General features: G+C 40.2%; 25 protein-coding genes and 1 rRNA gene. 11 read left to right on the top strand and 15 right to left on the bottom strand.

What is annotated here, in order from left to right; all coding sequences use genetic code 11:
• Nucleotides 1–8: 8 nt before the first annotated feature.
• The 3 genes from rpsF to C6348_RS09615 all read right to left on the bottom strand — a co-directional run bounded on the left by rpsF (nt 9) and on the right by C6348_RS09615 (nt 1,928).
• Nucleotides 9–296: a 30S ribosomal protein S6 gene (gene rpsF / locus C6348_RS09625; protein WP_003215073.1), complete on the bottom strand. Its 288-nt coding sequence runs from the start codon at nt 294–296 to the stop codon at nt 9–11.
• A gap of 108 nt (nt 297–404) precedes the next feature.
• Nucleotides 405–1,505 (bottom strand): redox-regulated ATPase YchF, encoded by a 1,101-nt coding sequence (gene ychF / locus C6348_RS09620; protein ID WP_034660650.1) that lies wholly within the window; start codon nt 1,503–1,505, stop codon nt 405–407.
• 216 nt (nt 1,506–1,721) lie between these two features.
• Nucleotides 1,722–1,928, bottom strand: coding sequence for a DUF951 domain-containing protein (locus C6348_RS09615; protein ID WP_012011910.1), 207 nt, complete (start codon nt 1,926–1,928; stop codon nt 1,722–1,724).
• Nucleotides 1,929–2,222: 294 nt separating this feature from the next.
• Between C6348_RS09615 and C6348_RS09610 the strand changes: the two genes are divergently transcribed.
• Both C6348_RS09610 and C6348_RS09605 read left to right on the top strand, forming a co-directional pair.
• Nucleotides 2,223–3,542 (top strand): hydrolase, encoded by a 1,320-nt coding sequence (locus C6348_RS09610; RefSeq protein WP_106042777.1) that lies wholly within the window; start codon nt 2,223–2,225, stop codon nt 3,540–3,542.
• A gap of 15 nt (nt 3,543–3,557) precedes the next feature.
• Nucleotides 3,558–3,968 (top strand): hypothetical protein, encoded by a 411-nt coding sequence (locus C6348_RS09605; RefSeq protein WP_060597704.1) that lies wholly within the window; start codon nt 3,558–3,560, stop codon nt 3,966–3,968.
• Nucleotides 3,969–3,993: 25 nt separating this feature from the next.
• Here C6348_RS09605 and C6348_RS09600 read toward each other — a convergent pair whose 3' ends face one another.
• Complete coding sequence (locus tag C6348_RS09600) at nt 3,994–5,049, bottom strand: YkvI family membrane protein (protein ID WP_080869565.1); 1,056 nt, start codon at nt 5,047–5,049, stop codon at nt 3,994–3,996.
• Nucleotides 5,050–5,121: 72 nt separating this feature from the next.
• Between C6348_RS09600 and yyaC the strand changes: the two genes are divergently transcribed.
• Nucleotides 5,122–5,748: a spore protease YyaC gene (gene yyaC / locus C6348_RS09595; RefSeq protein WP_106042775.1), complete on the top strand. Its 627-nt coding sequence runs from the start codon at nt 5,122–5,124 to the stop codon at nt 5,746–5,748.
• 25 nt (nt 5,749–5,773) lie between these two features.
• On the opposite strand, the gene C6348_RS09590 is transcribed toward yyaC, so the two are convergent.
• From C6348_RS09590 to rpmH, 11 genes are all read right to left on the bottom strand, one after another.
• The gene (locus C6348_RS09590) at nt 5,774–6,628 is read right to left on the bottom strand and encodes a ParB/RepB/Spo0J family partition protein (RefSeq protein WP_106042774.1); all 855 of its coding nucleotides are present in this window, start codon (nt 6,626–6,628) and stop codon (nt 5,774–5,776) included.
• Nucleotides 6,621–7,382, bottom strand: coding sequence for a sporulation initiation inhibitor protein Soj (gene soj, locus C6348_RS09585; protein WP_034620351.1), 762 nt, complete (start codon nt 7,380–7,382; stop codon nt 6,621–6,623). The genes C6348_RS09590 and soj overlap by 8 nt, the downstream gene beginning before the upstream one ends.
• 237 nt (nt 7,383–7,619) lie before the next feature.
• Nucleotides 7,620–8,444: an orthopoxovirus pf05708 family protein gene (locus tag C6348_RS09580; protein WP_106042772.1), complete on the bottom strand. Its 825-nt coding sequence runs from the start codon at nt 8,442–8,444 to the stop codon at nt 7,620–7,622.
• A 118-nt stretch (nt 8,445–8,562) separates the two neighbouring features.
• Nucleotides 8,563–9,438: a nucleoid occlusion protein gene (gene noc, locus C6348_RS09575; protein ID WP_034660661.1), complete on the bottom strand. Its 876-nt coding sequence runs from the start codon at nt 9,436–9,438 to the stop codon at nt 8,563–8,565.
• 105 nt (nt 9,439–9,543) lie between these two features.
• Entirely contained in the window at nt 9,544–10,263 is a 720-nt protein-coding gene (gene rsmG / locus C6348_RS09570) for a 16S rRNA (guanine(527)-N(7))-methyltransferase RsmG (protein ID WP_034660662.1), read from the bottom strand.
• 13 nt (nt 10,264–10,276) lie between these two features.
• Entirely contained in the window at nt 10,277–12,163 is a 1,887-nt protein-coding gene (gene mnmG / locus C6348_RS09565; RefSeq protein ID WP_034660664.1) for a tRNA uridine-5-carboxymethylaminomethyl(34) synthesis enzyme MnmG, read from the bottom strand.
• Nucleotides 12,164–12,180: 17 nt separating this feature from the next.
• On the bottom strand, nt 12,181–13,560 hold the full coding sequence (mnmE, locus tag C6348_RS09560; RefSeq protein ID WP_034660665.1) for a tRNA uridine-5-carboxymethylaminomethyl(34) synthesis GTPase MnmE: 1,380 nt from the start codon (nt 13,558–13,560) through the stop codon (nt 12,181–12,183).
• Between the two features lie 402 nt (nt 13,561–13,962).
• A complete protein-coding gene (gene jag, locus C6348_RS09555; protein WP_034660666.1) occupies nt 13,963–14,586 on the bottom strand; it encodes an RNA-binding cell elongation regulator Jag/EloR in 624 nt (207 codons plus the stop codon).
• On the bottom strand, nt 14,583–15,365 hold the full coding sequence (gene spoIIIJ, locus C6348_RS09550) for a YidC family membrane integrase SpoIIIJ (RefSeq protein WP_095286180.1): 783 nt from the start codon (nt 15,363–15,365) through the stop codon (nt 14,583–14,585). Before spoIIIJ ends, jag begins: the two co-directional genes overlap by 4 nt.
• Nucleotides 15,366–15,523: 158 nt before the next feature.
• Nucleotides 15,524–15,883, bottom strand: coding sequence for a ribonuclease P protein component (rnpA, locus tag C6348_RS09545; RefSeq protein ID WP_034660668.1), 360 nt, complete (start codon nt 15,881–15,883; stop codon nt 15,524–15,526).
• A gap of 78 nt (nt 15,884–15,961) precedes the next feature.
• Nucleotides 15,962–16,096: a 50S ribosomal protein L34 gene (rpmH, locus tag C6348_RS09540; protein WP_008360908.1), complete on the bottom strand. Its 135-nt coding sequence runs from the start codon at nt 16,094–16,096 to the stop codon at nt 15,962–15,964.
• Nucleotides 16,097–16,714: 618 nt separating this feature from the next.
• Here rpmH and dnaA point away from each other — a divergent pair.
• The 8 genes from dnaA to C6348_RS09500 form a co-directional block, all read left to right on the top strand.
• Nucleotides 16,715–18,055, top strand: coding sequence for a chromosomal replication initiator protein DnaA (gene dnaA / locus C6348_RS09535; RefSeq protein WP_034660669.1), 1,341 nt, complete (start codon nt 16,715–16,717; stop codon nt 18,053–18,055).
• A 196-nt stretch (nt 18,056–18,251) separates the two neighbouring features.
• Entirely contained in the window at nt 18,252–19,388 is a 1,137-nt protein-coding gene (gene dnaN, locus C6348_RS09530; RefSeq protein WP_034660670.1) for a DNA polymerase III subunit beta, read from the top strand.
• A gap of 150 nt (nt 19,389–19,538) precedes the next feature.
• Nucleotides 19,539–19,754 carry a S4 domain-containing protein YaaA gene (gene yaaA, locus C6348_RS09525; protein WP_003215257.1) on the top strand — a complete coding sequence of 72 codons (216 nt, stop codon included), beginning with the start codon at nt 19,539–19,541 and terminating at the stop codon, nt 19,752–19,754.
• Between the two features lie 16 nt (nt 19,755–19,770).
• A complete protein-coding gene (gene recF, locus C6348_RS09520; RefSeq protein WP_034660671.1) occupies nt 19,771–20,883 on the top strand; it encodes a DNA replication/repair protein RecF in 1,113 nt (370 codons plus the stop codon).
• 17 nt (nt 20,884–20,900) lie between these two features.
• On the top strand, nt 20,901–21,146 hold the full coding sequence (remB, locus tag C6348_RS09515) for an extracellular matrix regulator RemB (protein WP_008360920.1): 246 nt from the start codon (nt 20,901–20,903) through the stop codon (nt 21,144–21,146).
• Between the two features lie 57 nt (nt 21,147–21,203).
• Nucleotides 21,204–23,120, top strand: coding sequence for a DNA topoisomerase (ATP-hydrolyzing) subunit B (gene gyrB / locus C6348_RS09510; RefSeq protein WP_095286181.1), 1,917 nt, complete (start codon nt 21,204–21,206; stop codon nt 23,118–23,120).
• 232 nt (nt 23,121–23,352) lie between these two features.
• Nucleotides 23,353–25,857 carry a DNA gyrase subunit A gene (gyrA, locus tag C6348_RS09505; protein WP_066031458.1) on the top strand — a complete coding sequence of 835 codons (2,505 nt, stop codon included), beginning with the start codon at nt 23,353–23,355 and terminating at the stop codon, nt 25,855–25,857.
• Nucleotides 25,858–26,221: 364 nt separating this feature from the next.
• Nucleotides 26,222–26,351 (top strand): 16S ribosomal RNA (locus C6348_RS09500); the annotation flags it as partial.

Genomic DNA, 26,351 nt, shown 5'->3' with positions numbered 1-26,351 from the left:
TCAATGATTTATACTTCTTCTTTAACAACAATGTGGCGAATGATATCGTCACTGATCTTAGCTAAGCGGTCAAATTCTTGAACTGCTGCAGCGTCAGATTGAACGTTTACGATTTGGTAGAAGCCTTCACGGAAATCGTTGATTTCGTATGCAAGACGACGTTTACCCCAATCCTTTGTTCCAGTGATCTCCGCACCGTTAGAAGTTAACACGTTATTGAAACGCTCGATAACTGCTTTTTTAGCCTCATCGTCAACTGTTGGGCGGATGATGTACATAACTTCGTACTTTCTCATCTGATTGCACCTCCTTTTGGTCTAAGCGGCCCTAAACGGGCAAGGAGCAATAAATTATATTACTCACAATTGTATATTATAACAAATTACTTGGCCTATGACAAGAACCTATACATTAAAACGGAAATGAATGACGTCTCCATCTTTCACTACATATTCTTTACCTTCTAGACGGACTTTTCCAGCCTCTTTTGCAGCAGACATACTTCCACCAGCAAGTAAATCCTCATATGCAACCGTTTCAGCACGAATAAACCCACGTTCAAAGTCCGTATGAATGATTCCAGCACATTCCGGTGCCTTCATTCCTTTTTTAAACGTCCAAGCGCGTACTTCCTGCTCACCTGCTGTGAAATAAGTAGCTAAACCAAGAAGTGAATAAGATGCTTGAATCAGCTGATCTAGACCTGACTCTTTGATGCCAAGCTCTTCAAGGAACATCTGCTTCTCTTCTCCTTCAAGCTCTGCAATTTCAGACTCGATCTTCGCACAAACGACGATGACTTCAGCATTTTCACCAGAAGCAAACTCACGGATTTGCTGCACATATTCGTTACCGTCATGATCCGCTACTTCATCCTCACTCACATTTGCTACATAAAGAACTGGTTTAGATGTGAGTAAATGAAGCTGTTTCACAAGCTTCTGCTGCTCATCTGTAAATTCTACAGATCTTGCCGATTTCCCAGCTTCAAATGCGTCCATTAGCTTCGACAAAATATCAAATTCAGCTACCGCTTCCTTATCCTTTTGTTTTGCAAGCTTACTCACACGAGCCAAACGCTTTTCAACTGTTTCTAAATCAGCCAAAATTAATTCTAAATTAATGGTTTCGATATCTGACACAGGGTCAACCTTACCTGATACGTGTGTGATGTTATCATCTGCAAAAGCTCTCACCACGTGACAGATCGCATCTACTTGACGAATGTGAGAAAGGAATTTATTCCCTAAACCTTCACCTTTAGAAGCCCCTTTGACAATACCGGCAATATCAGTGAATTCAAAAGCAGTCGGAACTGTCTTTTTCGGCTGCACCAATTCTGTTAGTTTTTGCAAACGCTCGTCTGGAACTTCTACAATTCCGACGTTTGGATCAATGGTACAAAACGGATAGTTAGCAGACTCCGCTCCAGCCTGTGTAATTGCATTAAATAGCGTTGACTTCCCGACGTTAGGTAAGCCAACAATACCAGCTGTTAAAGCCATTCTTTCATCTCCTCTATATCAAACGTGCTCGTTATACTGCGTAATATGAACCTAGAGCAATTATAAGTAGGTTTACATGAAAAGACAAGCTAACCGTTATGCATTATCAATAGAAGAAACATTGCCAAAAAGGATTAATCAGTGCTTTAAAACGCGAATTTACACCTGCTTCTTCTATACAAAAGACGAATTTCATCAAAAAAGCATGAGGCCTGCTTAAGCAGTTGGCTCCTCATGCTTGACGAGAATTTTCTTCATTTTTCGTTCAAAGTCTCTTCTTGGGATCATCACGCTGTGCCCGCAGCCTTCACATTTAATGCGAATATCCATGCCCAATCGAATAACTTTCCACCGATTGACACCACATGGATGGGGTTTCTTCATTTCAACGACGTCATGTAACCCAAACGCTTTGTCTGCCATCAGCCTTCACCTCTCTTGCTCACTTCATTGAATCTATTGTACAAAAAAACGGCGATGAAGAGCAATGTACAAAACAAAGAACCTCTTTCAATCATTCATCCTATTCTTTTTTATAGAAAAAACCCTTCTTTTAGATCATTTTATTTGTGACCAATAGTTACTTAAACTCCGCTTTTTTTCAATATTGTCACAAACACTGTAGGTCAAAAGGTTTTTATTGGTAGAACGCTGTGGTTTTTCCATATTTTTTGATTTATGATATCTGCATAAATGTTATGTGAGGGAGCAGGTACGATGGTCAATCGAAAGGATAGATTAACTGATAAAGAATATAAAATCATATCCGATCATGCTGGAAACATAGACAATTACCAGCAGCACCATACGATAGAAATAGGTCAGCAAACGCTCACTGTCCATGATTTTCTCAAGGTCGATCATCAATTATATGGTTTAACGATGCAGCCGGAACAATCAGACGAGTTCATCGTCGCTTTTCACTGTCCGCAGCCAAATCAAATGCCGGTGACCTCGCCACAAGATGTACACACCGCGGCACAGTCATTGCTCAAAACGGATTATGCCTATCCCATTGAAAGGAAGTCCCTTGATGGCAATCAAGATCATGTCTTTTTTAAAGGAAAGGAATACATAGAGCAAGTCTGTCAGCAGCATCCAAATGCAGGTATCTATCTCACTGGACAAGCCCTTGCCGGTGCTGTTTGTGCTTATGTTGCAACAGAACAGCCAGCTGTCAAAAAAGCCGTCACCTTTGATAGCCCAAATATATGGAGCAGTCTGTCGCCTGCGATTCAGCAGAAAGCGCAGCAAGGTCAATACACACGGATATTGACTGAATATATTCAACCTAGTCATTATGTAGGTTTACTCAATCGTCATGATCATGGGGTTGGTCAAGTCAAGTATACTGTACCGCCACGGCAGCAAGACGCCATCCAAGAACCCGTTACATACAAAAAAAGAGAAATTGACACCTTTTTAAAATCAGCATTTGCGTCTATGAATATAGAATGGAACGAATCCTTTGATACAAATGCTTTTTTAGCTCTTATTTCTGGGAGTTACAAAGTAAATGGGTATTCATTCCACACAGATGGGTCTGCCCGTATTTTAGATGAACAGCTTGATCATAATACAAGTTTTACAGCCATGCTGTTGCAAGAAATCCATTCTGGACGTGCATATGCACAAAGCGGCCTTGAAATTATCATAAAATCCCATTTACTGAAAAATTCATCCTACGATCTCCAAAGCGTGATTGAACATGAAGTACACACTATATTTGAGAAAATCGATGGGATCGATGAAAGTGTAAAAGACGCCGTCCAGCATGTAAAACAGGAGCTCAAAGGACTCGTCGGCTTTGGTCACTATGATTTACTAAGTCCTAGTGATGTGGAAGCACTAGTAGAGGAAGTGAGGATGGAACAACATCATTCCTCCTTTTATTCACACGAAAAACAGCTGAATGCCTTGTACACCCTGAGAGATTACGAACAAGAACTTTCTACCCTTTCAAGACATATGTACACAATGGGTGATGACTACGCCAAGGCAGATAGACGCCTTGCGATGCAAATGGGTATTCATTAAGAAAGGAGTCATCGCATGATCAATCAAAATAAACCTCCTAGTGACGCCCAGCGTTTCTTGCAAAATGTGAGTGCCCGCCGCTCCATGTCTGTATTTGAAAATCAATCGGCACCGCAAACACAGACGCAGTCCCCCGAAGAAATGGCCGCAATTCAGGCCATACGCAGAGAAGGACAGCGAAAGGATCTAAAACGGCTGCTCAAAATGCGGCTGCATGACGAATTAGCAAACACTCGCGTGCACTTGGAGTATCAATTGTCTAAAACCGAAGACATGATCAACCAAACGACCATTGTCAAACAACACATCTCCCAGCATTTAAAGGGACAAGCCATTTCAGAATTAGAGGAACGACTTCAGCGTCTCAAGCAAATGCCAGTCTATGATGATATCAAAGACGCCATTGATTCTATTCGGATAAAATAAGCACCGCTCTGACAAAGAGAGGCGCTTATTTTATTTTATCAATATAATTTTTAGAGCGGGAAAATATCTTTTTACTTAAAATCGGATATAGCATTAAACAGACAAGCAAATAAAGATTCAGCAAACTATATATCGGATACAAGAAAGCAATCAAATCGGCAAACCCAAGAGATGTTAAAGGCGCCATCAAAAGAAGCATCACCAGCACAACCAGCCAGCGAGGCAATGGTACAAAAGAGAGCATCCGGCTGGATAGACCAAATAAACCTGCAGCTGTCGTCGTATAAATAGCTAGACAAAGGACAACCGTCATAAACACAAACAATGATGTCGGTGCTCCTTCTAATACTGTAAACAAAGGAATGCCTTCTGCTGATAGACTCCCAGAAATATCAACCAGTATTTCGTTATACACGTACGAGATGACCCCAAAAATCAGGCCGCTTAATATACTCGCCACTTTGGCCTCTCCAAGCCCCTTCATTTCTTTCCCAACCGAAGACAGCACTGCCACCACAGATAATATATTCAAAGAGGCAAAGACAATGCTGGCAGGCCAATTGTACTGCTGCCCAAAATCAATCCGCCACATATGATCATGGTTCATATAATAAAAAACAAACGCATAGATGAGCCCCGCCACCAAAATTGGTATAATGAAAGCATTCACAGATAAGAGCCCTTTCACATCCCAGAAAAAAATCATAAATGAAAACAGACAAAATGCACCGATGCCAATCCAAAATGGTACATGATACATCTCGAGTGTCACCCCGCCACCGGCAATCATGACTGTCGTTGTCGTGAATAAATAAAGGACAATTAAAACGTCATACACTTTAGCCAGCCATGGACCGACAAGCCGCTCTAGCACTGGCACAAAGTGATCGGCACGTACCTCATAACTGATTTTCAACACCACATAGGTAGACAGCATAAACATCAATGTAAACAGTAGAATGGCTAGTCCGCTATCAATGCCAAAAAACTGCCAAATTTCTTGGCCGGAAGCATACCCCGCTCCTATTAAGCTTCCTAAAATTAAAAGCGTCCACCTTGAACCAGCCTTCCACACAATCATCACCTCATAGGTATAGAATTAAGCTTGTTTCCGTATACTGTTACTAACTACTATGACAAGGAAGTGAGACCTATGAATAGCAAGAACGGTCTTTTTTTTAGAAATAGGGTGAAAGAATACGTGTCCCATACGGATACAAATGCCATTCAACAGCTTAAAAGTATTTTATTCTCGCATCTTCAGAAAGCAGGAAAAAGACCCGTTGCCATCGTTTGTATTGGAACAGACCGCTCAACTGGCGACTCTCTAGGTCCACTTGTTGGTACAAAGCTTTCAGGTCTGGATTTGAAAAAGCTTCATGTATATGGAACGCTCTCTGACCCAGTTCATGCGGTCAATTTAAAAGAAAAGCTCGCTGAAATTGAACAAGCTCATAAACATCCGTTTATTGTAGCGATTGATGCCTGTTTAGGAAGAGTGAAAAGTGTAGGCTCCTTCCAAATTGGAGATGGCCCGTTAAAGCCTGGGGCGGGTGTACAAAAGGAGCTGCCAGAAGTAGGAGATATTCATATTAATGGAATCGTCAATGTGAGCGGTTTTATGGAATACTTCGTTCTCCAAAACACACGTCTTCATCTTGTTATGTCTATGGCCATTACACTTTCTGAAAGTCTATCTCACATTGATCAAATGGATTGGACAAGAGAAAAAAATCGGTCCCTTTTCGCTCCTATTCAAAATATCACTGGGAGAATATAAAAAAGACCATCTCGTATCAAGATGGTCACTCTGATGATTCTCTCGTAGAAAGCAATTCGAGGATTCTTTCTAAATCTTCGTTGGAGAGAAATTCAATCTCAATTTTTCCTTTTTTCTTCTGTTTCTTGATCGTCACTGAAGTGCCAAAGTAGTTTTGTAAGAAAGACTCTCTTTCTTTCAACACTCGATCCTTTGGTGCTTCTTTTTTCTTTGTTTCACGTGGAACATTTTCGTTTAACTGCTGAACAAGTTTCTCAACCTGGCGTACGTTTAACCCCTCATTTACGATTTTCTTTACCAATGGCGCTAGCTTATTTTTGTTTTTCAAGCTAAGCAATGTTCTTCCATGTCCCATCGATAATGTTCCATCTGCAATCAGCTTTTGTACTTCATCCGGTAAAGTCAAAAGACGGAGATGGTTCGCAATATGCGGTCTGCTCTTCCCTAATCGCTTCGCTAATTCCTCTTGCGTCACACTTAGATGATCTAGCAAGGAAGCATAGGCTTCCGCTTCTTCTAATGGAGATAAATCCTCGCGCTGCAGGTTTTCTAAAAGGGCAATCTCTCTCATCAGCGTTTCTGAGAATTCTCTAACGATCGCAGGAATTGTTGTCAGACCAGCTTGTTGCGCTGCACGAAAACGGCGCTCTCCTGCTACAATGTCATATCCTTTAATCGATTTACGGACAATGATCGGCTGTAAAACACCGTGCTGCTGAATTGATTCTTTGAGATCAGACAATGCATCATCATCAAACGTTTTCCTTGGCTGATAAGGGTTCGGACGCAAATCCTTTAATTTGATTTCTTCGACCATTTCTTCATTTGAGTCTACATGGTTAAATAGTGCATTAATACCCTTTCCAAGACCTTTAGCCATTCGCATCCACTTCCTTTGCTAAGTCTAAATAGACATCTGCACCTCTTGAACGTGGATCATACAAGATAATCGGTTTCCCATGACTAGGCGCTTCACTCAGTCTCACATTTCGCGGAATCACGGTCTGATAGACTTTATCTCTAAAGTATTTCTTCACTTCTTCGATGACCTGGATCCCAAGATTTGTTCGTGCATCAAGCATTGTCAGCAAGACACCTTCAATGGCAAGATCAGTATTTAAATGTTTCTGCACGAGACGAACAGTGTTTAACAATTGGCTCAATCCTTCAAGCGCATAATATTCACACTGTACCGGAATTAAAACGGAATCGGATGCTGTTAACGCATTAATCGTCAGTAATCCGAGTGATGGCGGGCAGTCAATAATCATATAATCATAATTTTGCTTAACAGATTCAAGTGCTCTCTTCAATCTCACTTCACGTGAAATCGTAGGCACAAGCTCTATTTCAGCCCCTGCAAGCTGTATCGTCGCAGGAATGACATCAAGATTTTCGACCTCTGTCGTCTTAATCACATCAAGGACATCTGCATCATCAACTAAAATATCATACACACACTTCTCTACGTCGGCCTTCTCAATCCCAATACCACTCGTGGCATTGCCCTGCGGATCAATATCAACTAACAACACTCGTTTACCTATGTATGCTAAACACGCACTCAAATTAACAGAAGTTGTCGTCTTCCCGACGCCGCCCTTCTGGTTGGTAATCGCTATGATTTTTCCCACGATGTCACCCACTTTCAACTTAACAAGTTTCTCATTTTATTCATACTTCCTATTCTATCAAAAAAAGTATGAAACGTTTGCTTTTTTTGTTTCTCCATTATATATTCGTCAGCAAATGTCTATTTTCGTACATGAAAGGACTAACCAAAACGCATCAAAAAATATATCAATATATCTTTTTAGTGGAAAAGACAAGCATAAAAAACCCTCACTTTCATCAAAAGTGAGGGGCACATGTCAAAAATGTAATCCACCAATTTTACGGCCTTCGTTCACAATGACTTTAGGAGTCACTGTATGATAGCTTCTCTTTTTTAAGAATCCGTAGGGGGTTTTAATGGTATATGTCGCATGTCCCAAAGCGTCACCTGTTTTGGCATAGGCCTGCCACACAATCTTTGAACAATACGTCGGATCGAGTGATTGAATTGACAGGGTGATGGAGTATCGAGCCTTTGGATGAGTTTTCACATAATCGTGCGCCCATTCCCCTGCCAGGTCTGCTGTTTCCTCTTGATTAATCCGAATTACCTTTGTATTGGCATTATAGCGAAACCAGTTAAGAATGGAATCAAGCTGAGGATGCTGTCGAAACCCTGGAATAGAAGCAAAGCTTTTCTCATTAATGACGATACCTGCATGTCCAACGATACCCTTCAAAGCATCAGTACTTGTCACCAATATATCTCCTTTTTTAGGCATAATATCGGTACCAGGATACGGCTTTCCTAAAAGGTGCTTGATGGTGTGCGGCTTTTCATCCGTTACCAACTCATCCTGCTTGTTTTGTTGTAAGCCATAGTCCTTCAAATCATCCTCAGCTGAAATCAAGTCAATTGTGTCGTCCTGAGACTCATGCTCATGATTTAATTGCTGTAAAGTGACCTCCTTAGAAACAACACCTTGTTTCTTCAGAACGTTCAGTTCTTTTTTGGCCAGCGGGCTTTCTTCTGCAGGAGCCGTTGGCGAATTCACAGCAAATATGGTTGTTTCATTTGTAAAAAGAGAAAAAGAAAATAGTAAATAACAAATAATAACAAATTTCGTCTTTTTCATTTTCATCGAGTCATGTCACCTCCTTTCTTCTATGAAAATCATATTTTACCAATTTATGAATAATAAGTAAATATGATGTGGAACCAATTAAAAAAGCTGACGAGTGGCTCTCATCAGCTTTTTTCTATTTAGGAATCCGAATCGTTAATTGGATATATTCCTCAAACTCTTCTTCCTCGGTATTTATTTTAAGCCCGCTGTCTTCTACCATATGGAGAGACTGACGAATGGTATTCATCGCAATTCGTGTATCACGACTAAACGCCTTACGTTTTGGCTTCGGTTTGCGATCTGTTTTTTGTTCAAGCATTTTCACTACACGCTCTTCAGTCTGTTTTACATTCAGCTGCTTTTCGATGATTTCCTGCAATAGCGCGATTTGTAATTCTGGAAGCTTTAGGGGTACAAGTGAACGTGCATGCCTTTCAGAGATTTTTTTCTCTAAAATGGCCTGTTGTACCTCTTCAGGCAACTTTAAAAGTCTTAATTTGTTTGCAACAGTTGATTGTCCCTTGCCTAAACGCTGAGCAAGCGCCTCCTGTGTTAAATCATGGAGCTCTAAAAGACGTGCATAAGCATGAGCCTCTTCAATAGCAGACAGCTCTTCCCTTTGCAAATTTTCAATCAATGCCACAGATGCCGTTTCCGTATCAGTAAAGTCTTTTATAATAGCGGGGATTTTCTCCCATTGAAGAGTCTGTACCGCTCTCCAACGTCTTTCGCCGGCGATCAGTTCATATTTACCTTCTTCTTCTGTTGGTCTGACAACAATAGGTTGGATAATGCCATGGGTATGAATCGTCGTGGCCAGCTCATGTATCTTTTCTTCTGAAAAAATGGTGCGTGGCTGAAAACGGTTTGGCATAATTGTGTCGACCGGGAGCTCCTGTATCTCTTCCTTTAATGTATCATGCTCAGCAATCTCTGCCTCTATTTCGGTTTCACGCTCAGGATGTTCTTTGTCACCAAGCCCGAAGAAGCGTGAGAGTGAATGCTTCATGAACCTACACCACCTTTAAAAACTACCTTTTTATAATTCTATTTTCTCATGTTTTTTCCTTCTGTAAAATCTTAAATATTGAAGAAAAACCGACCTTTTACATGATCAACCTTCTATTGGTGATTTATTAGGTGTTCCTGGTTTTCTAGGATATTTTTTTGGTGTTTGCTTTTTCTTTTCAATGACAATGATGTTCCGTTCGCTTTCTTCTAAAGGAAGAACAAAGGAATGCTTTTCAACAACCTCTCCTCCGAGGACAGTAACAGCTTTTTTCCCTGCTTGCATTTCTTCATCAGCGGCAGATGCTTTTAATGCAACAAACAATCCTTCCTTTTTTACAAGGGGCAGACATAGTTCGCTCAAGACGGATAAACGCGCAACCGCTCTAGCAGTGACAAGATCATAGCTTTCACGCTTTTCCTTACGTTGTCCAAACGTCTCCGCACGATCATGATAAAAAGTAGTATCTTGTAAGTTTAACCCTTTTGCTAACTCATTGAGAAACGTAATTCGTTTCTGAAGAGAATCAACAATGGTTACATGTAGATGAGGGAAGCAAATTTTAAGAGGAATGCTTGGGAAACCAGCACCAGCTCCAATATCGCAAATCGTCGTCACTTTGTGAAAATCAATAAAAAATGCTGCTGAAATTGAATCATAAAAATGCTTTAAATACACTTCTTCCTTTTCAGTAATGGACGTTAAATTCATCTTCTCGTTCCATTCTACAAGCATGCGGAAGTAAGTTTCAAATTGTTCAAGCTGCACAGGAGAAAGAGTCATCCCTTTCTCCTCTAGTGCTGCTGTAAATTGTTCAATGTTCATGCCGACATCCTTTCTATTCTGCTATCTTCGCAATACGTCCCTGCTCTAAATATACTAAAAGGATAGAAATATCAGCAGGGTTAACGCCTGAAATACGAGAAGCCTGTGCAACAGAAAGCGGTCGGACTTCTTTCAGCTTTTGTTTCGCTTCAGTTGCAATCCCTTTGATGGCATCATAATCAATACGATCAGGAATCTTTTTGTTCTCCATCTTTTTCAGCTTTTCAACTTGTTGGAGTGACTTTTCAATATATCCTTCGTATTTAATTTGAATCTCTACCTGCTCACACACATCAGAAGGAAGTGGTATTTCAGCAGGAGCTAACGTCACAACAGATTCATAGTTCATTTCTGGACGCTTCATCAAATCACTTGCACGAATACCGTCCTTCAGCTCACTTCCACCAAGTGTACGAATAAATTCTTGTGTCTCTGCTGTAGGTTTGATGATGACAGAATATAAACGTTTTTTCTCTGCTTCAATGGCTTCTTTTTTCTGCTGGAATGTCTGGAATCTTTCTTGAGAAATTAATCCAATATGATAGCCAAGTTCAGTTAATCTTAAATCCGCATTGTCATGACGAAGAAGCAAACGATACTCTGCACGGGATGTTAAAAGACGGTAAGGTTCATTTGTTCCCTTTGTGACAAGGTCATCAATGAGAACACCGATATATGCATCAGATCGGCTTAAAATGACTTCTTCTTTACCCAATGCTTTTCTTCCTGCATTAATACCTGCCATAATTCCTTGACCTGCTGCTTCCTCATAGCCAGACGTACCATTAATTTGGCCCGCTGTATATAATCCAGAAATTTTCTTCGTCTCAAGTGTAGGCCACAATTGAGTAGGCACAATTGCATCATACTCAATGGCATAACCCGCTCTCATCATTTGTACATTTTCGAGCCCTGGGATGGTGGAAAGCATGCGCTGCTGTACATCCTCTGGAAGACTTGTAGATAATCCTTGAACATACACTTCCTGCGTATTACGACCTTCTGGCTCTAAGAAAATTTGATGTCTCGGTTTGTCATTGAAACGAACCACTTTATCTTCAATGGAAGGGCAGTATCTAGGACCAGTTCCTTTAATCATACCTGAATACATTGGAGAACGGTGAAGATTCTCATCAATAATTTGATGTGTTTCTAAACTCGTATATGTTAACCAGCATGGCAGTTGGTCTGTAATATATTCAACCGTTTCATAGGAGAACGCCCGCGGAACATCATCACCTGGTTGAATTTCTGTTTTACTATAGTCAATCGAGTGACTATTCACTCGAGGAGGTGTTCCTGTTTTAAAGCGAACCAAATCGAATCCTAACTCTGCTAGGTGATCCGATAATTTGATTGATGGCTGCTGGTTATTAGGACCACTTGAATACGATAGATCCCCTAAAATAATGCGGCCTTTTAAGAAAGTCCCAGTCGTTAATACAACAGACTTCGCACGATAGTTTGCTCCTGTTTGGGTAACGACACCTTTACATTCATCATCTTCTACAATTAAATGATCCACCATACCTTGAAGCATTGTCAGGTTCGGTTCGTTTTCCATTGTTTTTTTCATTTCATGCTGATATTGGAACTTATCTGCTTGCGCTCTTAACGCACGGACAGCAGGTCCTTTCCCCGTATTCAGCATGCGCATTTGGATATGCGTCTTATCTATATTTCGTGCCATTTCTCCGCCCAGTGCATCAATTTCTCTAACGACAATCCCTTTTGCAGGACCGCCTACGGACGGATTACATGGCATAAAAGCAACCATATCGAGGTTGATAGTCAATACAAGTGTTTTGGCGCCCTGTCTTGCAGAAGCAAGAGCAGCCTCAACCCCAGCATGACCGGCACCCACGACGATTACGTCATAATTGCCAGCTTCATAACCCATTTCTTATGTTCCTCCCTTTACTTTCCTAAACAGAATTGAGAGAATAACTGATCAATCAAGCTTTCATGAACAGCATCTCCTATAATTTCACCGAGCTGTTCCCAGCAGCGTGTTAAATCTATTTGAACAATGTCGATCGGTACGTCCATTTCAATGCCTTCAAGAGCATCCTCAATTGATTGTTTTGCTGCCTGAAGGAGGGCAATATGCCTTGTATTACTTACATACGTTAAATCTCCACTTTCAATTGATCCAGTGAAGAACAGTGATTGAATCGCCATTTCAAGCTCATCAATGCCCTTTTCTTGTAATAATGATGTGGTGACGACCGGACGATCCTTCGCTAACTGCTTGACCTTTTCTACATCAAGCTTAGGCTCAAGGTCTGTCTTATTCACAATCACGATGATATCCATACCTGAGACAGCCTCAAAAAGCTTCATATCTTCTTCTGATAATTCTTCGCTATAATTGAGCACAAGTAAAATCAGGTCAGCTTCTTTTAAGACCTGTCTAGATCGTTCAACCCCTATACGCTCAACAATGTCCTCAGTCTCACGTATACCCGCAGTATCGACTAGACGAAGAGGTACACCTCTTACATTCACATATTCCTCAATGACATCTCTGGTAGTTCCAGGAATATCTGTGACAATCGCCTTTGTTTCCTGTACAAGGCTATTCAGCAAGGAAGACTTTCCAACATTCGGCCTTCCTATAATCACAGTGGATAAGCCCTCTCGAAGGATTTTCCCTTGCTGAGAGGTCGAGAGCAGCGACTCAATTTCTTTTTTGACCGATGTCGCTTTTTCCACTAAGACGCGATGTGTCATTTCTTCAACATCGTCATACTCAGGGTAGTCAATATTGACTTCAATATGCGCCAGTGTTTCTAGGATCTCGCCGCGCAGTCGCTGAACCAAACCGGAGAGGCGTCCCTCCATTTGAGTGATTGCTACGTTCATCGCACGATCAGTCTTTGCCCGAATCAAGTCCATAACAGCCTCTGCTTGCGAAAGATCTATTCTTCCATTTAAGAAAGCACGTTTTGTGAACTCACCTGGCTCCGCTAATCTTGCTCCTTCTCTTAAAGCAAGCTGCAATACTTTATTGACCGTTACAATTCCGCCATGGCAGTTAATCTCAATAACGTCTTCTCTCGTAAATGTTTTTGGCGCTCGAAGTACTGACACCATGACCTCTTCTATTACTTGATCAGTACTTGAATCCACAATATGACCATAATGAATTGTATGGGAATCCACTGCTACAAGTTTTTTCTCCTTAGGCCCTTTATACATCCGATCAGCGATCTGTACCGCATCAGGCCCACTTAAACGAATAATCGCAATTGCTCCTTCACCCATCGGTGTAGAAATGGCTGCAATTGTATCCATCACTCAATCACCTCTTTCTCTACTTAATAGACAGTCTTTTATCTATTAAATGGACGTTGTCCATCTCTATATCAAAAACGCTTAATCCAAAATTTAAAGATACCATAAATGAAAGCGAAGTGAAAGTATCCCATATCTAATTATCCACAGCTTTGCATCCTATCTATTTTAACACTTAACTTATCCACATGTGAATAACGACGTTCTAAACTTATCTTCACATCTTACACCGAAATCCAATAAATTTAAACGCCCTGATCCCTTTGCTTACTTGTAAAAATGGCGTTTTCCACTCATATCACACACTAATTTTTTAGAAATAAAGGATGAATCTTCTATAGAAAGACAATTTTTCAATAAAAAAAGACTAAAATCCAGCTTTGCTGAATTCTAGCCTTTCTGTTATTTTTTATACAGCACCACAACATGACGCTTGCTGCCTGTATCTTCCGATGCCGTTGCAAGTTCTTTAGAAAATGCGGCGATCGTATCATGAATTACTTTTCGTTCATTAGAAGGCATTGGTTCTAAATGAACCTTTCTCTTCGTTTTTAAAACTCTGTTTGCTGTCTTGACGGCATATTGTTCAAGTGCTTCTTGTCGCTTCTTCCTATAATCTCCAATATCAATGGTAATATGATGATACTGATCAGAATAGCGATTAAATACTAGCTGTACCAATGTTTCTAAAGAGTACAAAGTTTGTCCTCTTTTTCCAATCATTAATGACGTTTTATCTCCATCAATGTGGAAAGAAATCTTTTTCGGTTCCTTTTTGGAAACAATCTTCGCTTTAGGATCAATTGATTTAACAATATTATCTAAATACTGTGTAGCTAATTTAAGAGCATTTCTCTTTTCTATCAACTTGACTACAGCTTGTCTTTTGCCAAATAATCCTAAGAAACCTTTATTTCCTTCATCAACTATTGTGATATCTACTTCTTCTTTTAGAAGTTGAATTTGTTTAAGTCCGGAATCTACTGCTTCTTCGATTGTGCGACCGACAGCAGTTATTTCCTTCATTTTTTATTCCCGCCAGCTTTTTCTTTTGTATCCAATTTTACTTGAGGAGTTTTAATCACTAATGTTTGGATGATCATGAAAATGTTACCTACAACCCAGTACAATGAAAGTGCTGCTGGGAAACTAATGGCAAATACAATGATCATAATCGGCATAACCCATAGCATGATAGCCATTTGAGGGTTGTCCGAAGGATTTCCAGCCATCATCAGTTTTTGCTGAATGAAAGTAGCTACCCCCGCAATGATCGGTAATAGGAACAATGGATCTGGACTGCCTAAGTCAAACCATAAGAATGTATGCTTTTTAATTTCTGCTGTTCTCATAATCGCATGATAAAAACCAATTAGGATTGGCATCTGAATTAAAATCGGGAAACATCCAGCTAATGGATTGACGCCATTTTTTTGGAAAAGGGCCATTGTTTCCTGCTGAAGCTGCTGCTGAGTTTTTTGGTCTTTAGAGCTATATTTTTCACGAAGCTTTTTCAATTCAGGCTGCAATGCTTGCATTGCTTTTGTACTTCTTAACTGCTTAATCATTAATGGTAGAATGAGCAAGCGGATTAACAGTGTCACAATAATGATCGCAACCCCGTAGTTTTCACCAGTCAAATTTGCCATGTACGTGATTAATTGAGATAGCGGGTAAACAATATAAGAATTCCAGAATCCCTTACTATCTGATGTGATTGGTTCATTGATTTGTGTACATCCTGCCAATAGAACCAACACGCCAATCAAGCTAAATATTAGTAATAATCGCCTTTTCAACAAGATTCCTCCCATTACTTCAAACTTTATTTAAGTTGGAATTGATTACGAAAGTGACTCACCTAATCAGTATGGTAACATTTTTTCATTACAAAGTGGTGGTTTCATTTTAATTCACTAGATGAAGGAAGCGCTTTTAAAAATTGATTCAACGAAAGTTTCTATTACGAAGACTTTTTCGGTTGTTGTTGATAAACAGCGGATTTTCTAAATAAATGTTGGAGAGACTTCTTTGTTTCTTCAAAGGTCAATTCACTTGCTGGTTTTCTTGCAATGACAATGTAGTCTTTTTCTTGCTTTAACTTATGACCTTCTTCTAAAAACACCTGGCGGATCAGTCGTTTAATTCGATTTCTCATCACTGCATTACCAATCTTCTTACTGACAGACAATCCCAAACGCAGTTCATCTTGATTTGGTTGATCCAGCTGGTAAATAACGAATTGACGATTCGCCATTGATTGACCTTTTCTGAACACTTTTTGAAACTCTTCATTTTTTTTTAGCCTGTTTCGCTTCTTCATGTTTTCTTCCACTCCGATAAAAACTGACAGTTCATTTACGATTTTATGTAAAAAAGACCACTGACATTATTCAGTGGCCTAAGCTGATAATTTTTTTCTACCTTTGCTGCGGCGTCGCTTTAAAACTAGACGTCCGTTTTTAGAACTCATACGGCTGCGGAAGCCATGAACTTTACTACGCTTACGGTTATTTGGTTGAAACGTTCTTTTCATTTATGACACCTCCCTGAGGAATAGCTGTTTAAGACAGTCTAACTCATTATATTTGTGTAACCCATCGATTGTCAATATCAATGATAAAACTCTTATTATCAACCTTATAAGCATAACATAATTTATCAAACGAAGAAACCTTCTTTTTCAGTTTCCAGCATTTTATTCTTTTTTCCTCCTAAAAGGCCTGCAAAACAAGGGTGTGGATATTTTTCCGGCATATTTAGACTATCCACATCCATTATCGACATTTTTTTCACACAAATAACCGATGTGGATAATTATTTTCAACAGGATGTAAAGTGTGTGGATAAGTTTGTGACACCCATTGCACCATCTTGTTTATTTTGATATTATATTTGTGTTTTAACTCTTAATTACTTATCTGACCTATTTGCGTTATCCACAAATTGTGGATAAGCTGTGGAAAGATATTACACAGGCTGTTGAATTATTTATCCACAGACTGTGTAATTTGTCGAAAAGACGTTTTTCTACTATATTATTTGTTTTCAACAACGTATGTGCACGAATGGTGATGACCATTTGCTCTTTTTCGTGTTCTATAACAGTTTGATATTGGTCATTTTATAAAGAAAAGGAGGGGGGAGAAGCCTTATGGAAAATATTTTGGATCTGTGGAATAAAGCACTTCAAAAAATAGAGACAAAGTTGAGCAAACCCAGTTTTGAGACATGGATGAAATCGACAAAAGCCCATTCTCTTCAAGGCGATACGCTTACAATTACGGCACCTAATGAATTTGCTAGAGACTGGCTGGAATCAAGATATCTCCACTTAATTGCTGATACCATCTACGAACTGACAGGTGAAGAGCTCAGCATTAAATTTATTATTCCTCAAAATCAGGATGAAGTGGAAGCCATGCCAAAGTCTCCAATTAAAAAAATGTCTAAAGAAGAGGCCGTTGATATTCCACAAAATATGCTGAATCCAAAATATACATTTGATACTTTTGTTATTGGTTCAGGCAACCGATTTGCGCATGCCGCTTCACTTGCAGTTGCGGAAGCACCGGCAAAAGCATATAACCCGCTCTTTATTTATGGGGGCGTTGGTTTAGGAAAGACCCACTTGATGCATGCGATTGGTCATTATGTCATCGACCATAATCCATCAGCCAAAGTGGTCTATCTATCATCTGAAAAATTTACAAATGAATTTATCAACTCAATCCGAGACAACAAAGCTGTCGATTTCCGTAATCGCTATCGGAATGTAGATGTGCTTTTGATAGATGATATTCAATTTTTAGCAGGAAAAGAACAAACACAAGAAGAGTTTTTCCATACATTCAACACACTTCACGAAGAAAGTAAGCAAATCGTCATTTCTAGTGACCGGCCGCCGAAAGAAATTCCGACACTTGAAGACAGATTACGCTCTCGATTCGAATGGGGCTTAATCACAGACATTACCCCGCCAGATTTAGAAACACGTATTGCAATTTTGCGAAAAAAGGCAAAAGCAGAAGGCTTAGACATTCCGAATGAAGTCATGCTTTATATTGCCAATCAAATCGACAGCAACATTCGTGAACTGGAGGGTGCTTTGATTCGTGTCGTTGCTTACTCTTCTTTAATTAATAAAGACATCAATGCGGATCTAGCAGCTGAGGCCCTAAAGGACATCATTCCTTCATCGAAGCCAAGAGTCATTACAATTAAAGATATTCAAAGAATTGTAGGGCAGCAATTTAATATTCGCTTAGAGGATTTCAAAGCGAAGAAACGTACGAAGTCAGTTGCTTATCCAAGACAAATTGCCATGTATCTCTCTAGAGAAATGACCGATTCCTCTCTGCCTAAAATAGGAGAAGAATTTGGAGGTCGTGATCATACGACTGTCATTCATGCTCATGAGAAGATTTCGAAATTAATGGTTGAAGATGAACAGCTTCAGCAGCATGTGAAAGAAATCAAAGAACAATTAAAATAACCAAGCTGATATAATAAGTACGGGAAAATGTGAATAACTAGAGCATAGTCATACACAGTCTGTCCACATGTGGATAGGCTGTCTTTCCTTTCTTTTTACCGACTTATCCACATATTCACAAGCCCTACTATTACTTCTACGATTTTTATTAATAAAATATATATACATGTCATTAAGAAAATTTAGGAGGACCACTATGAAATTCACGATTCAAAAAGATCGTCTTGTCGAAAGTGTCCAAGATGTATTAAAGGCCGTATCCTCTAGAACAACGATACCTATTTTGACAGGGATTAAAATTGTTGCATCTGATGAGGGGGTTTCTCTCACAGGAAGCGACTCTGATATCTCAATTGAATCCTTTATTCCTCAAAGAGATGGAGATTTAGAAGTAATCACGATTGACCGTCCAGGGAGTATTGTGCTTCAGGCCCGCTTCTTTAGTGAAATTGTGAAGAAACTGCCAATGGCTACTGTCGAAATTGAAGTAGAACAAAATCACCTCACGATCATCCGTTCTGGTTCAGCGGAATTTAACTTAAACGGCTTAGATGCTGAGGAATATCCGCATCTGCCGCAAATTGAAGAGCATCATGCATTTCAAGTCCCGACAGATTTGCTTAAAAACTTAATTCGTCAAACCGTTTTTGCAGTGTCCACCTCAGAAACACGACCTATCTTGACAGGTGTAAACTGGAAGGTAGAGAAAGGTGAATTAATATGCACAGCGACGGATAGCCACCGTCTTGCTTTAAGAAAAGCGAAGTTGGATATTGACGAGGAAAGCTCATACAATGTCGTAATTCCAGGGAAGAGTTTAACAGAGCTAAGTAGAATCCTTGATGACGGACAAGATCTTGTGAGCATCGTGATTACAGAAACGCAAGTTCTCTTTAAAGCACAAAACGTGTTGTTCTTCTCAAGATTGCTGGATGGTAATTATCCAGATACAGCTCGCCTGATCCCGCAAGAAAGTAAAACGGATGTCGTGGTCAACACGAAGGAATTCCTTCAAGCTATTGACCGTGCATCACTTTTGGCAAGAGAAGGACGCAATAATGTCGTAAAGCTGTCAGCTGATCCTGAACAAAGCCTTGAGATTTCTTCTAATTCACCTGAAATCGGTAAAGTAGTCGAAACGGTTCAAGCGGATGACATTAAAGGGGAGGACCTCAAAATCTCCTTCAGTCCAAAATATATGCTGGATGCGTTAAAAGTATTAGAGGGAACAGAAATTCATGTAAGCTTCACTGGTGCCATGAGACCGTTCCTGTTGCGCACGCCAAATGATGATTCAATCTTGCAGTTGATTCTCCCAGTCAGAACATATTAATCCAATCTAAAATAGCTGCTGTGTGAGTGCACAGCAGCTTTTCTTCTCGTTTACCATGCTTTCTTTCATCCTAGTTCGCTTTCCCCCTTTCCTTCTTGTCTTGTTTTTTAGTACAATTAGATATTAGTGATATTGAAAGAGGTCGATATAATGCCTAATCTTATAACCATTGAGAAAGAAATGATTACATTAGGGCAGTTTTTGAAATTAGCCGAAGTCATCCAATCTGGCGGAATGGCGAAATGGTTTTTAAGTGAACATGAGGTGTTCATTAATCAAGAGCCAGATAATAGACGGGGACGCAAACTATACCCAGGAGATGTTGTCGAGATAGAAGGTTATGGCACATTTCAAGTTGTGAATTAGAAACGGGTGACAATACATGTACATTCAAAGTCTGGCGTTAACTTCATACCGAAACTATGAACACACTGAGCTTCAATTCGACAACAAGGTGAATGTCATGATCGGTGAGAATGCCCAAGGTAAAACGAACTTGATGGAAGCGATCTATGTATTGTCGATGGCAAAGTCGCATCGTACGTCAAATGATAAAGAACTTATCCGATGGGACCAAGACTATGCTAAAATAGAAGGTAGAGTCATCAAAAAAAATGGTCCACTCCCAATGCAGCTCGTGATCTCAAAAAAAGGGAAAAAGGGCAAGGTCAATCACATTGAACAACAGAAGCTCAGTCATTATGTTGGTGCGTTAAACACCATCATGTTTGCACCAGAGGACTTAAGTCTTGTGAAGGGCAGCCCGCAAATCCGCAGAAGATTCCTCGATATGGAGATTGGACAAGTTTCTGCTGTCTATTTGCATGATTTATCGCTCTATCAAAAAATCCTCTCTCAGCGGAATCATTACTTGAAACAATTGCAGACAAGAAAGCAAACGGATCAAGCGATGCTGGAGGTTTTAACAGAGCAGTTGATTGATGCGGCAGTGAAAGTTGTCAAAAGACGACTGACTTTTACGAAACAGCTCGAGAAATGGGCGCAGCCGCTGCATTTTGGCATTTCTAGAGAGCTAGAAACACTCACGCTCCAATACCAGACGGCGATAGAGGTATCAGAAGCGTCAGACTTGTCGAAAATAAAGAATAGCTATGAAGAATCGTTTCAGAAACTAAGAGACAGAGAAATAGACCGAGGAGTGACACTGTGGGGGCCTCACAGAGATGACCTTCTTTTCTTTGTGAATGGTCGGGATGTTCAGACATATGGCTCTCAAGGGCAGCAAAGAACAACAGCTCTTTCACTAAAGCTGGCAGAAATCGACCTGATACATGAAGAAATCGGAGAATATCCCATTCTTCTACTCGATGATGTTTTATCTGAACTTGATGATTACAGACAGTCTCATTTGCTCCATACCATTCAGGGACGTGTACAGACCTTCGTCACCACAACAAGTGTTGAAGGCATTGATCACGCCACCTTGAAAGAAGCGGAAATTTTCAGAGTAGCCAGTGGAAAAGTAATTGACTGATAAATGAGGTGTGAGTCTTGTATATTCATTTAGGTGATGATTGTGTTGTTTCTACACGAGAGATTGTCGCAATTGTTGATTACAAAATGAGGTCGTCTTCTGTTGTAGAAGAGTTTCTCCAAAAACAAGAAGAACAAATCATTTCGTTATCACAAGGAACACCCAAATCCATCGTCGTCACAACTGAATCTGTTTATTACTCTCCTCTTTCCTCAAGCACGCTCAAAAAACGTGCTTCATTTGTGATTGAAATTGAAGTCTAAAAGCTCAATTCATATAAATATATCGTTTAAGAAAAGTGTAGGTGAATGTACGTGGCAATGGAACAGCAACATAATAGTTATGATGAAAATCAGATACAGGTGCTCGAAGGACTAGAAGCTGTTAGAAAACGTCCAGGAATGTACATCGGGTCAACCAGTGCAAAAGGACTTCACCATCTTGTATGGGAAATTGTCGACAACAGTATTGATGAGGCTTTAGCTGGATATTGCACAGATATTACGGTGCAAATTGAAAAGGATAATAGCATTACAGTGAAAGATAATGGCCGCGGGATTCCGGTTGGGATTCATGAGAAAATGGGACGTCCTGCTGTAGAGGTCATTATGACTGTTCTTCACGCTGGCGGTAAATTTGACGGCAGCGGTTATAAAGTATCTGGCGGTCTGCATGGCGTAGGGGCATCTGTTGTTAATGCGTTATCTACGACCTTAGACGTGACCGTATATCGTGACGGGAAAATTCATTATCAACAATTCAAACGCGGTGTTCCAGCTGGAGATTTAGAGATCATTGGTGAAACAGATGTTACAGGGACAACCACTCATTTTGTGCCAGATCCAGAAATTTTTACTGAAACCATTGAATTTGATTACGATACACTTGCCAACCGTGTACGTGAGTTAGCTTTCTTAACAAAAGGTGTAAACATTATTATTGAAGATTTACGTGAAGGTAAAGAACGACGAAATGAATACTGCTATGAAGGCGGTATTAAGAGCTATGTAGAACATTTAAATCGCTCAAAAGAAGTCGTTCATGAAGAACCCGTTTACATCGAAGGTGAAAAAGACGGAATCACGATTGAAGTGGCATTACAATATAACGATTCCTATACAAGCAACATCTATTCCTTCGCCAACAATATCAACACGTATGAAGGCGGAACGCACGAAGCAGGCTTTAAAACAGGTTTGACGCGTGTTATCAATGATTATGCTCGTAAGAATGGTGTATTCAAAGATGGAGACTCGAATTTGAGCGGTGAAGATGTGCGAGAAGGCTTAACAGCCATTATCTCCATCAAACATCCAGATCCTCAATTCGAAGGACAAACGAAGACAAAGCTTGGGAACTCAGAAGCAAGAACCATTACCGACTCCCTTTTCTCTGAAGCACTTGAGAAATTCCTCTTAGAGAATCCTGATGCTGCAAAGAAAATTGTGGAGAAAGGTGTGATGGCAGCTCGTGCAAGAATGGCTGCCAAAAAGGCACGTGAGCTGACAAGACGTAAAAGTGCACTGGAAGTCTCCAGCTTACCGGGGAAACTGGCGGACTGTTCTTCTAAAGACCCTTCCATCTCTGAACTCTATATCGTAGAGGGAGATTCTGCGGGCGGATCTGCTAAGCAAGGCCGTGATCGTCACTTCCAAGCGATCTTACCGTTAAGAGGGAAGATCCTAAACGTTGAAAAAGCGCGACTAGATAAAATTCTATCGAACAACGAGGTTCGTTCAATGATTACAGCATTAGGAACTGGAATCGGAGAAGACTTCACTTTAGAGAAAGCTCGCTATCACAAAGTTGTGATCATGACGGATGCCGATGTGGATGGAGCGCACATTCGAACGCTGCTTTTAACATTCTTCTATCGCTACATGCGTGAAATTATTGAAAACGGTTATGTGTATATTGCACAGCCGCCTTTATATAAAGTGCAGCAAGGAAAACGTGTTGAGTACGTGTATAACGACAAACAGCTAGATGAGCTGTTAAAATCACTTCCTCAAACACCAAAACCTGGACTTCAGCGTTATAAAGGTCTTGGAGAGATGAATGCTACTCAGCTTTGGGAAACAACAATGGATCCTGATGCGAGAACACTTCTTCAAGTCACACTTGAGGATGCGATCGATGCTGATGAGACATTTGAAATGCTCATGGGAGATAAAGTAGAGCCGAGAAGAAACTTTATCGAAGAAAACGCGCAATACGTGAAAAACCTCGATATTTAGATAGATCCCTACTGAGAACAACCTTATTTCTTGTTTGGAATAAGGTTGTTTTTCAAGAAATAGGGGCGTATAACCAATGTCCTGTTTTTCCGTGTTTTCGTTGATTTTCTAGTAAATAAATGTGTATAAAGACGAGATTATTGATATAATGGAGAATAGTCTTGTGAAGATAAATACATATTTTACTCCCACATAATTTATTTCATGTGATACGTAAAGGGAGGTTCTTATAGTGAGTGAACAACATACACCAAATGTACGCGAAGTGAATATTAGTCAAGAAATGCGTACGTCCTTTTTAGATTATGCAATGAGTGTGATTGTGTCGCGTGCATTACCAGATGTGCGAGACGGATTAAAGCCCGTGCATCGAAGAATTTTGTATGCGATGAATGACCTAGGTATGACAAGTGATAAACCATTTAAGAAATCTGCACGTATCGTTGGGGAAGTTATCGGTAAGTATCACCCTCACGGTGACAGCGCTGTATACGAAGCAATGGTTCGTATGGCGCAAGACTTCAACTATCGTTATATGTTAGTTGATGGTCATGGAAACTTTGGTTCAGTCGATGGAGACGGAGCAGCGGCGATGCGTTATACCGAGGCGCGTCTATCTAAGATTTCTATGGAAATCCTCCGTGATATCACAAAGGATACCATTGATTATCAAGATAACTATGACGGCAGTGAAAGAGAGCCAATGGTGATGCCTGCAAGATTCCCGAACTTATTGGTCAACGGAGCGACAGGAATTGCTGTAGGAATGGCGACCAATATTCCGCCGCACCAATTAGGTGAAGTGATTGATGGGGTATTGGCCATCAGTCAAAACCCGGAAATGACAACACAGGAGCTTATGGATATCATCCCAGGGCCAGATTTCCCAACAGCAGGTCAAATCATTGGCCGAAGTGGTATTCGAAAGGCGTATGAAACAGGGCGCGGCTCTATTACATTAAGAGCAAAATCGAATATTGAGGAAACATCTAGCGGAAAACAGCGCATTGTTATCAATGAGATCCCGTACCAAGTCAACAAAGCCCGTTTGATTGAAAAAATTGCTGATCTTGTGCGTGATAAAAAGATTGATGGCATTACAGATTTGCGTGATGAATCAGATCGTAATGGTATGCGTATTGTCATTGAACTGCGAAGAGACGCAAACGTCCATGTTCTATTAAACAATCTTTATAAACAAACGACACTTCAAACGTCATTTGGTATCAACTTATTAGCACTTGTTGATGGACAGCCGAAAGTCTTGTCCCTCAAACAATGTCTTGAGTATTATCTAGAGCATCAAAAAGTGATCATTCGCAGAAGAACAGCGTATGAGCTGCGTAAAGCAGAAGCAAGAGCACACATTTTAGAAGGCCTCAGAATTGCACTTGATCACTTAGATGAAGTCATTGCTTTAATTAGAGGCTCTCAAACTGCGGAAATTGCGAGAAATGGTTTGATGGAAAACTATAGCTTGTCTGAAAAACAGGCACAGGCCATTCTTGATATGCGACTTCAGCGTTTGACTGGCCTAGAACGAGAAAAGATAGAAGATGAATATAAAGGACTTGTTGATTTGATTGCTGAATTAAAAGCCATTTTAGCAGACAATGAGAAAGTACTTGAAATCATTAGAGAAGAATTAACAGAAATTAAAGAACGCTTCAATGATACGCGCCGGACTGAAATTGTGACAGCGGGTATTGAAACAATTGAAGACGAAGATTTGATTCCTGTTGAGAACATCGTGATTACGCTGACGCATAATGGTTATATCAAGCGTCTCCCTGCATCAACATACCGCAGTCAAAAAAGAGGCGGTAAAGGTGTCCAAGGAATGGGAACCAACGAAGATGATTTCGTTGAACAGTTGATTTCAACATCGACCCACGATACGATTCTTTTCTTCTCTAATAAAGGGAAGGTTTATCGTGCGAAAGGGTATGAGATTCCTGAATTCGGACGGACAGCGAAAGGGATTCCGATCATTAACCTTCTTGAAGTAGAAAAGGGAGAATGGATTAACGCCATTATTCCAGTAAGCGAGTTTGATGAAAATTCGTATCTCTTCTTTACAACAAGACACGGTGTATCAAAACGGACGACATTGTCTCAGTTTGCTAACATTCGAAACAACGGTCTTATTGCACTCAGCCTTCGTGACGAAGATGAACTGATGGCTGTTCGTTTAACCAATGGAGAAAAACAAATCATCATTGGAACGAAAAAGGGGATGCTGATCCGTTTTGACGAGACAGATGTTCGTGAAATGGGACGTACGGCAGCTGGAGTGAAAGGTATCACACTTTCCGAAGATGACATTGTCGTGGGTATGGAAATCCTTGAGCCAGATGCAAACGTATTGATTGTAACTGAAAAAGGATATGGCAAACTAACCCCTGAAAAAGAATACCGTGTTCAAAGTCGTGGAGGTAAAGGTCTTAAAACGTGCAAAATCACTGATAACAATGGTCCGCTTGTCACAGTGAAGGCAACTAATGCTGAAGCCGAAGAAGACTTGATGATTATTACAGGAAGTGGTGTAATCATTCGTATGGCCGTTTCTGACATTTCGACAACAGGTCGAGTCACTCAAGGTGTCCGCCTAATACGCCTCGGTGATGAGGAACATGTCGCTACAGTGGCATTAGTTGAACAATCACAAGAAGACGATGAAGAGATTAGTGAAGAGAACGTAGAAAATATAGAGTCAGATCAAGAGCAATCTGAGTAAAAATAAAGCCGGTTCTTCACCGGCTTTATTTTTTTTGAAAAAACATCATTTTTTTTGAAATTTATAATGCTTTTTTCATAGATATGTGTTAATCTTTCAAAGGAGCAAAAAGAGGCTCTATTTTTTATCTCATTCTCAGTAAAAACTTCTTAAAAAAACAAAATATTTTTTAAGAAAAATGTTGACTGTTGATAGAGATACATGATATATTTAAGTGGTCGCTTTAAGAGAGTGGCACACAAGTTCTTTGAAAACTAAACAAGACAAAACGTACCTGTTAATTCGAGTTTTTATAAAAAAAATCCTATGAAACATCATAGGTAGTCAGTCAAACTGGCGAAAAACAAAACTTCGGTTTTGTACTTTTTCGGAGAGTTTGATCCTGGCTCAGGACGAACGCTGGCGGCGTGCCTAATACATGCAAGTCGAGCGGACAGAAGGGAGCTTGCTCCCGGATGTTAGCGGCGGACGGGTGAGTAACACGTGGGTAACCT

Origin of the sequence: Bacillus sp. YBWC18, assembly GCF_002998775.1 — a bacterium.
Lineage (GTDB): Bacteria > Bacillota > Bacilli > Bacillales > Bacillaceae > Bacillus.
The sequence above is the reverse complement of the archived record's forward strand: the minus strand, read 5'-3'. Positions and strand labels throughout refer to the sequence as shown.

Bases quoted from the DNA above. Each gene is read 5' to 3' on its own strand.
- C6348_RS09580 (WP_106042772.1), bottom strand. From the start codon at position 8,444: ATGAAAATGAAAAAGACGAAATTTGTTATTATTTGTTATTTACTATTT.
- rpmH (WP_008360908.1), bottom strand. From the start codon at position 16,096: ATGAAAAGAACGTTTCAACCAAATAACCGTAAGCGTAGTAAAGTTCAT.
- C6348_RS09610 (WP_106042777.1), top strand. From the start codon at position 2,223: ATGGTCAATCGAAAGGATAGATTAACTGATAAAGAATATAAAATCATA.
- dnaA (WP_034660669.1), top strand. From the start codon at position 16,715: ATGGAAAATATTTTGGATCTGTGGAATAAAGCACTTCAAAAAATAGAG.
- mnmE (WP_034660665.1), bottom strand. From the start codon at position 13,560: ATGGATACAATTGCAGCCATTTCTACACCGATGGGTGAAGGAGCAATT.
- jag (WP_034660666.1), bottom strand. From the start codon at position 14,586: ATGAAGGAAATAACTGCTGTCGGTCGCACAATCGAAGAAGCAGTAGAT.
- noc (WP_034660661.1), bottom strand. From the start codon at position 9,438: ATGAAGCATTCACTCTCACGCTTCTTCGGGCTTGGTGACAAAGAACAT.
- yyaC (WP_106042775.1), top strand. From the start codon at position 5,122: ATGAATAGCAAGAACGGTCTTTTTTTTAGAAATAGGGTGAAAGAATAC.
- rnpA (WP_034660668.1), bottom strand. From the start codon at position 15,883: ATGAAGAAGCGAAACAGGCTAAAAAAAAATGAAGAGTTTCAAAAAGTG.
- C6348_RS09615 (WP_012011910.1), bottom strand. From the start codon at position 1,928: ATGGCAGACAAAGCGTTTGGGTTACATGACGTCGTTGAAATGAAGAAA.
- gyrB (WP_095286181.1), top strand. From the start codon at position 21,204: ATGGAACAGCAACATAATAGTTATGATGAAAATCAGATACAGGTGCTC.
- yaaA (WP_003215257.1), top strand. From the start codon at position 19,539: ATGCCTAATCTTATAACCATTGAGAAAGAAATGATTACATTAGGGCAG.
- C6348_RS09590 (WP_106042774.1), bottom strand. From the start codon at position 6,628: ATGGCTAAAGGTCTTGGAAAGGGTATTAATGCACTATTTAACCATGTA.
- ychF (WP_034660650.1), bottom strand. From the start codon at position 1,505: ATGGCTTTAACAGCTGGTATTGTTGGCTTACCTAACGTCGGGAAGTCA.
- mnmG (WP_034660664.1), bottom strand. From the start codon at position 12,163: ATGGGTTATGAAGCTGGCAATTATGACGTAATCGTCGTGGGTGCCGGT.
- recF (WP_034660671.1), top strand. From the start codon at position 19,771: ATGTACATTCAAAGTCTGGCGTTAACTTCATACCGAAACTATGAACAC.
- rsmG (WP_034660662.1), bottom strand. From the start codon at position 10,263: ATGAACATTGAACAATTTACAGCAGCACTAGAGGAGAAAGGGATGACT.
- C6348_RS09600 (WP_080869565.1), bottom strand. From the start codon at position 5,049: ATGATTGTGTGGAAGGCTGGTTCAAGGTGGACGCTTTTAATTTTAGGA.
- C6348_RS09605 (WP_060597704.1), top strand. From the start codon at position 3,558: ATGATCAATCAAAATAAACCTCCTAGTGACGCCCAGCGTTTCTTGCAA.
- dnaN (WP_034660670.1), top strand. From the start codon at position 18,252: ATGAAATTCACGATTCAAAAAGATCGTCTTGTCGAAAGTGTCCAAGAT.
- rpsF (WP_003215073.1), bottom strand. From the start codon at position 296: ATGAGAAAGTACGAAGTTATGTACATCATCCGCCCAACAGTTGACGAT.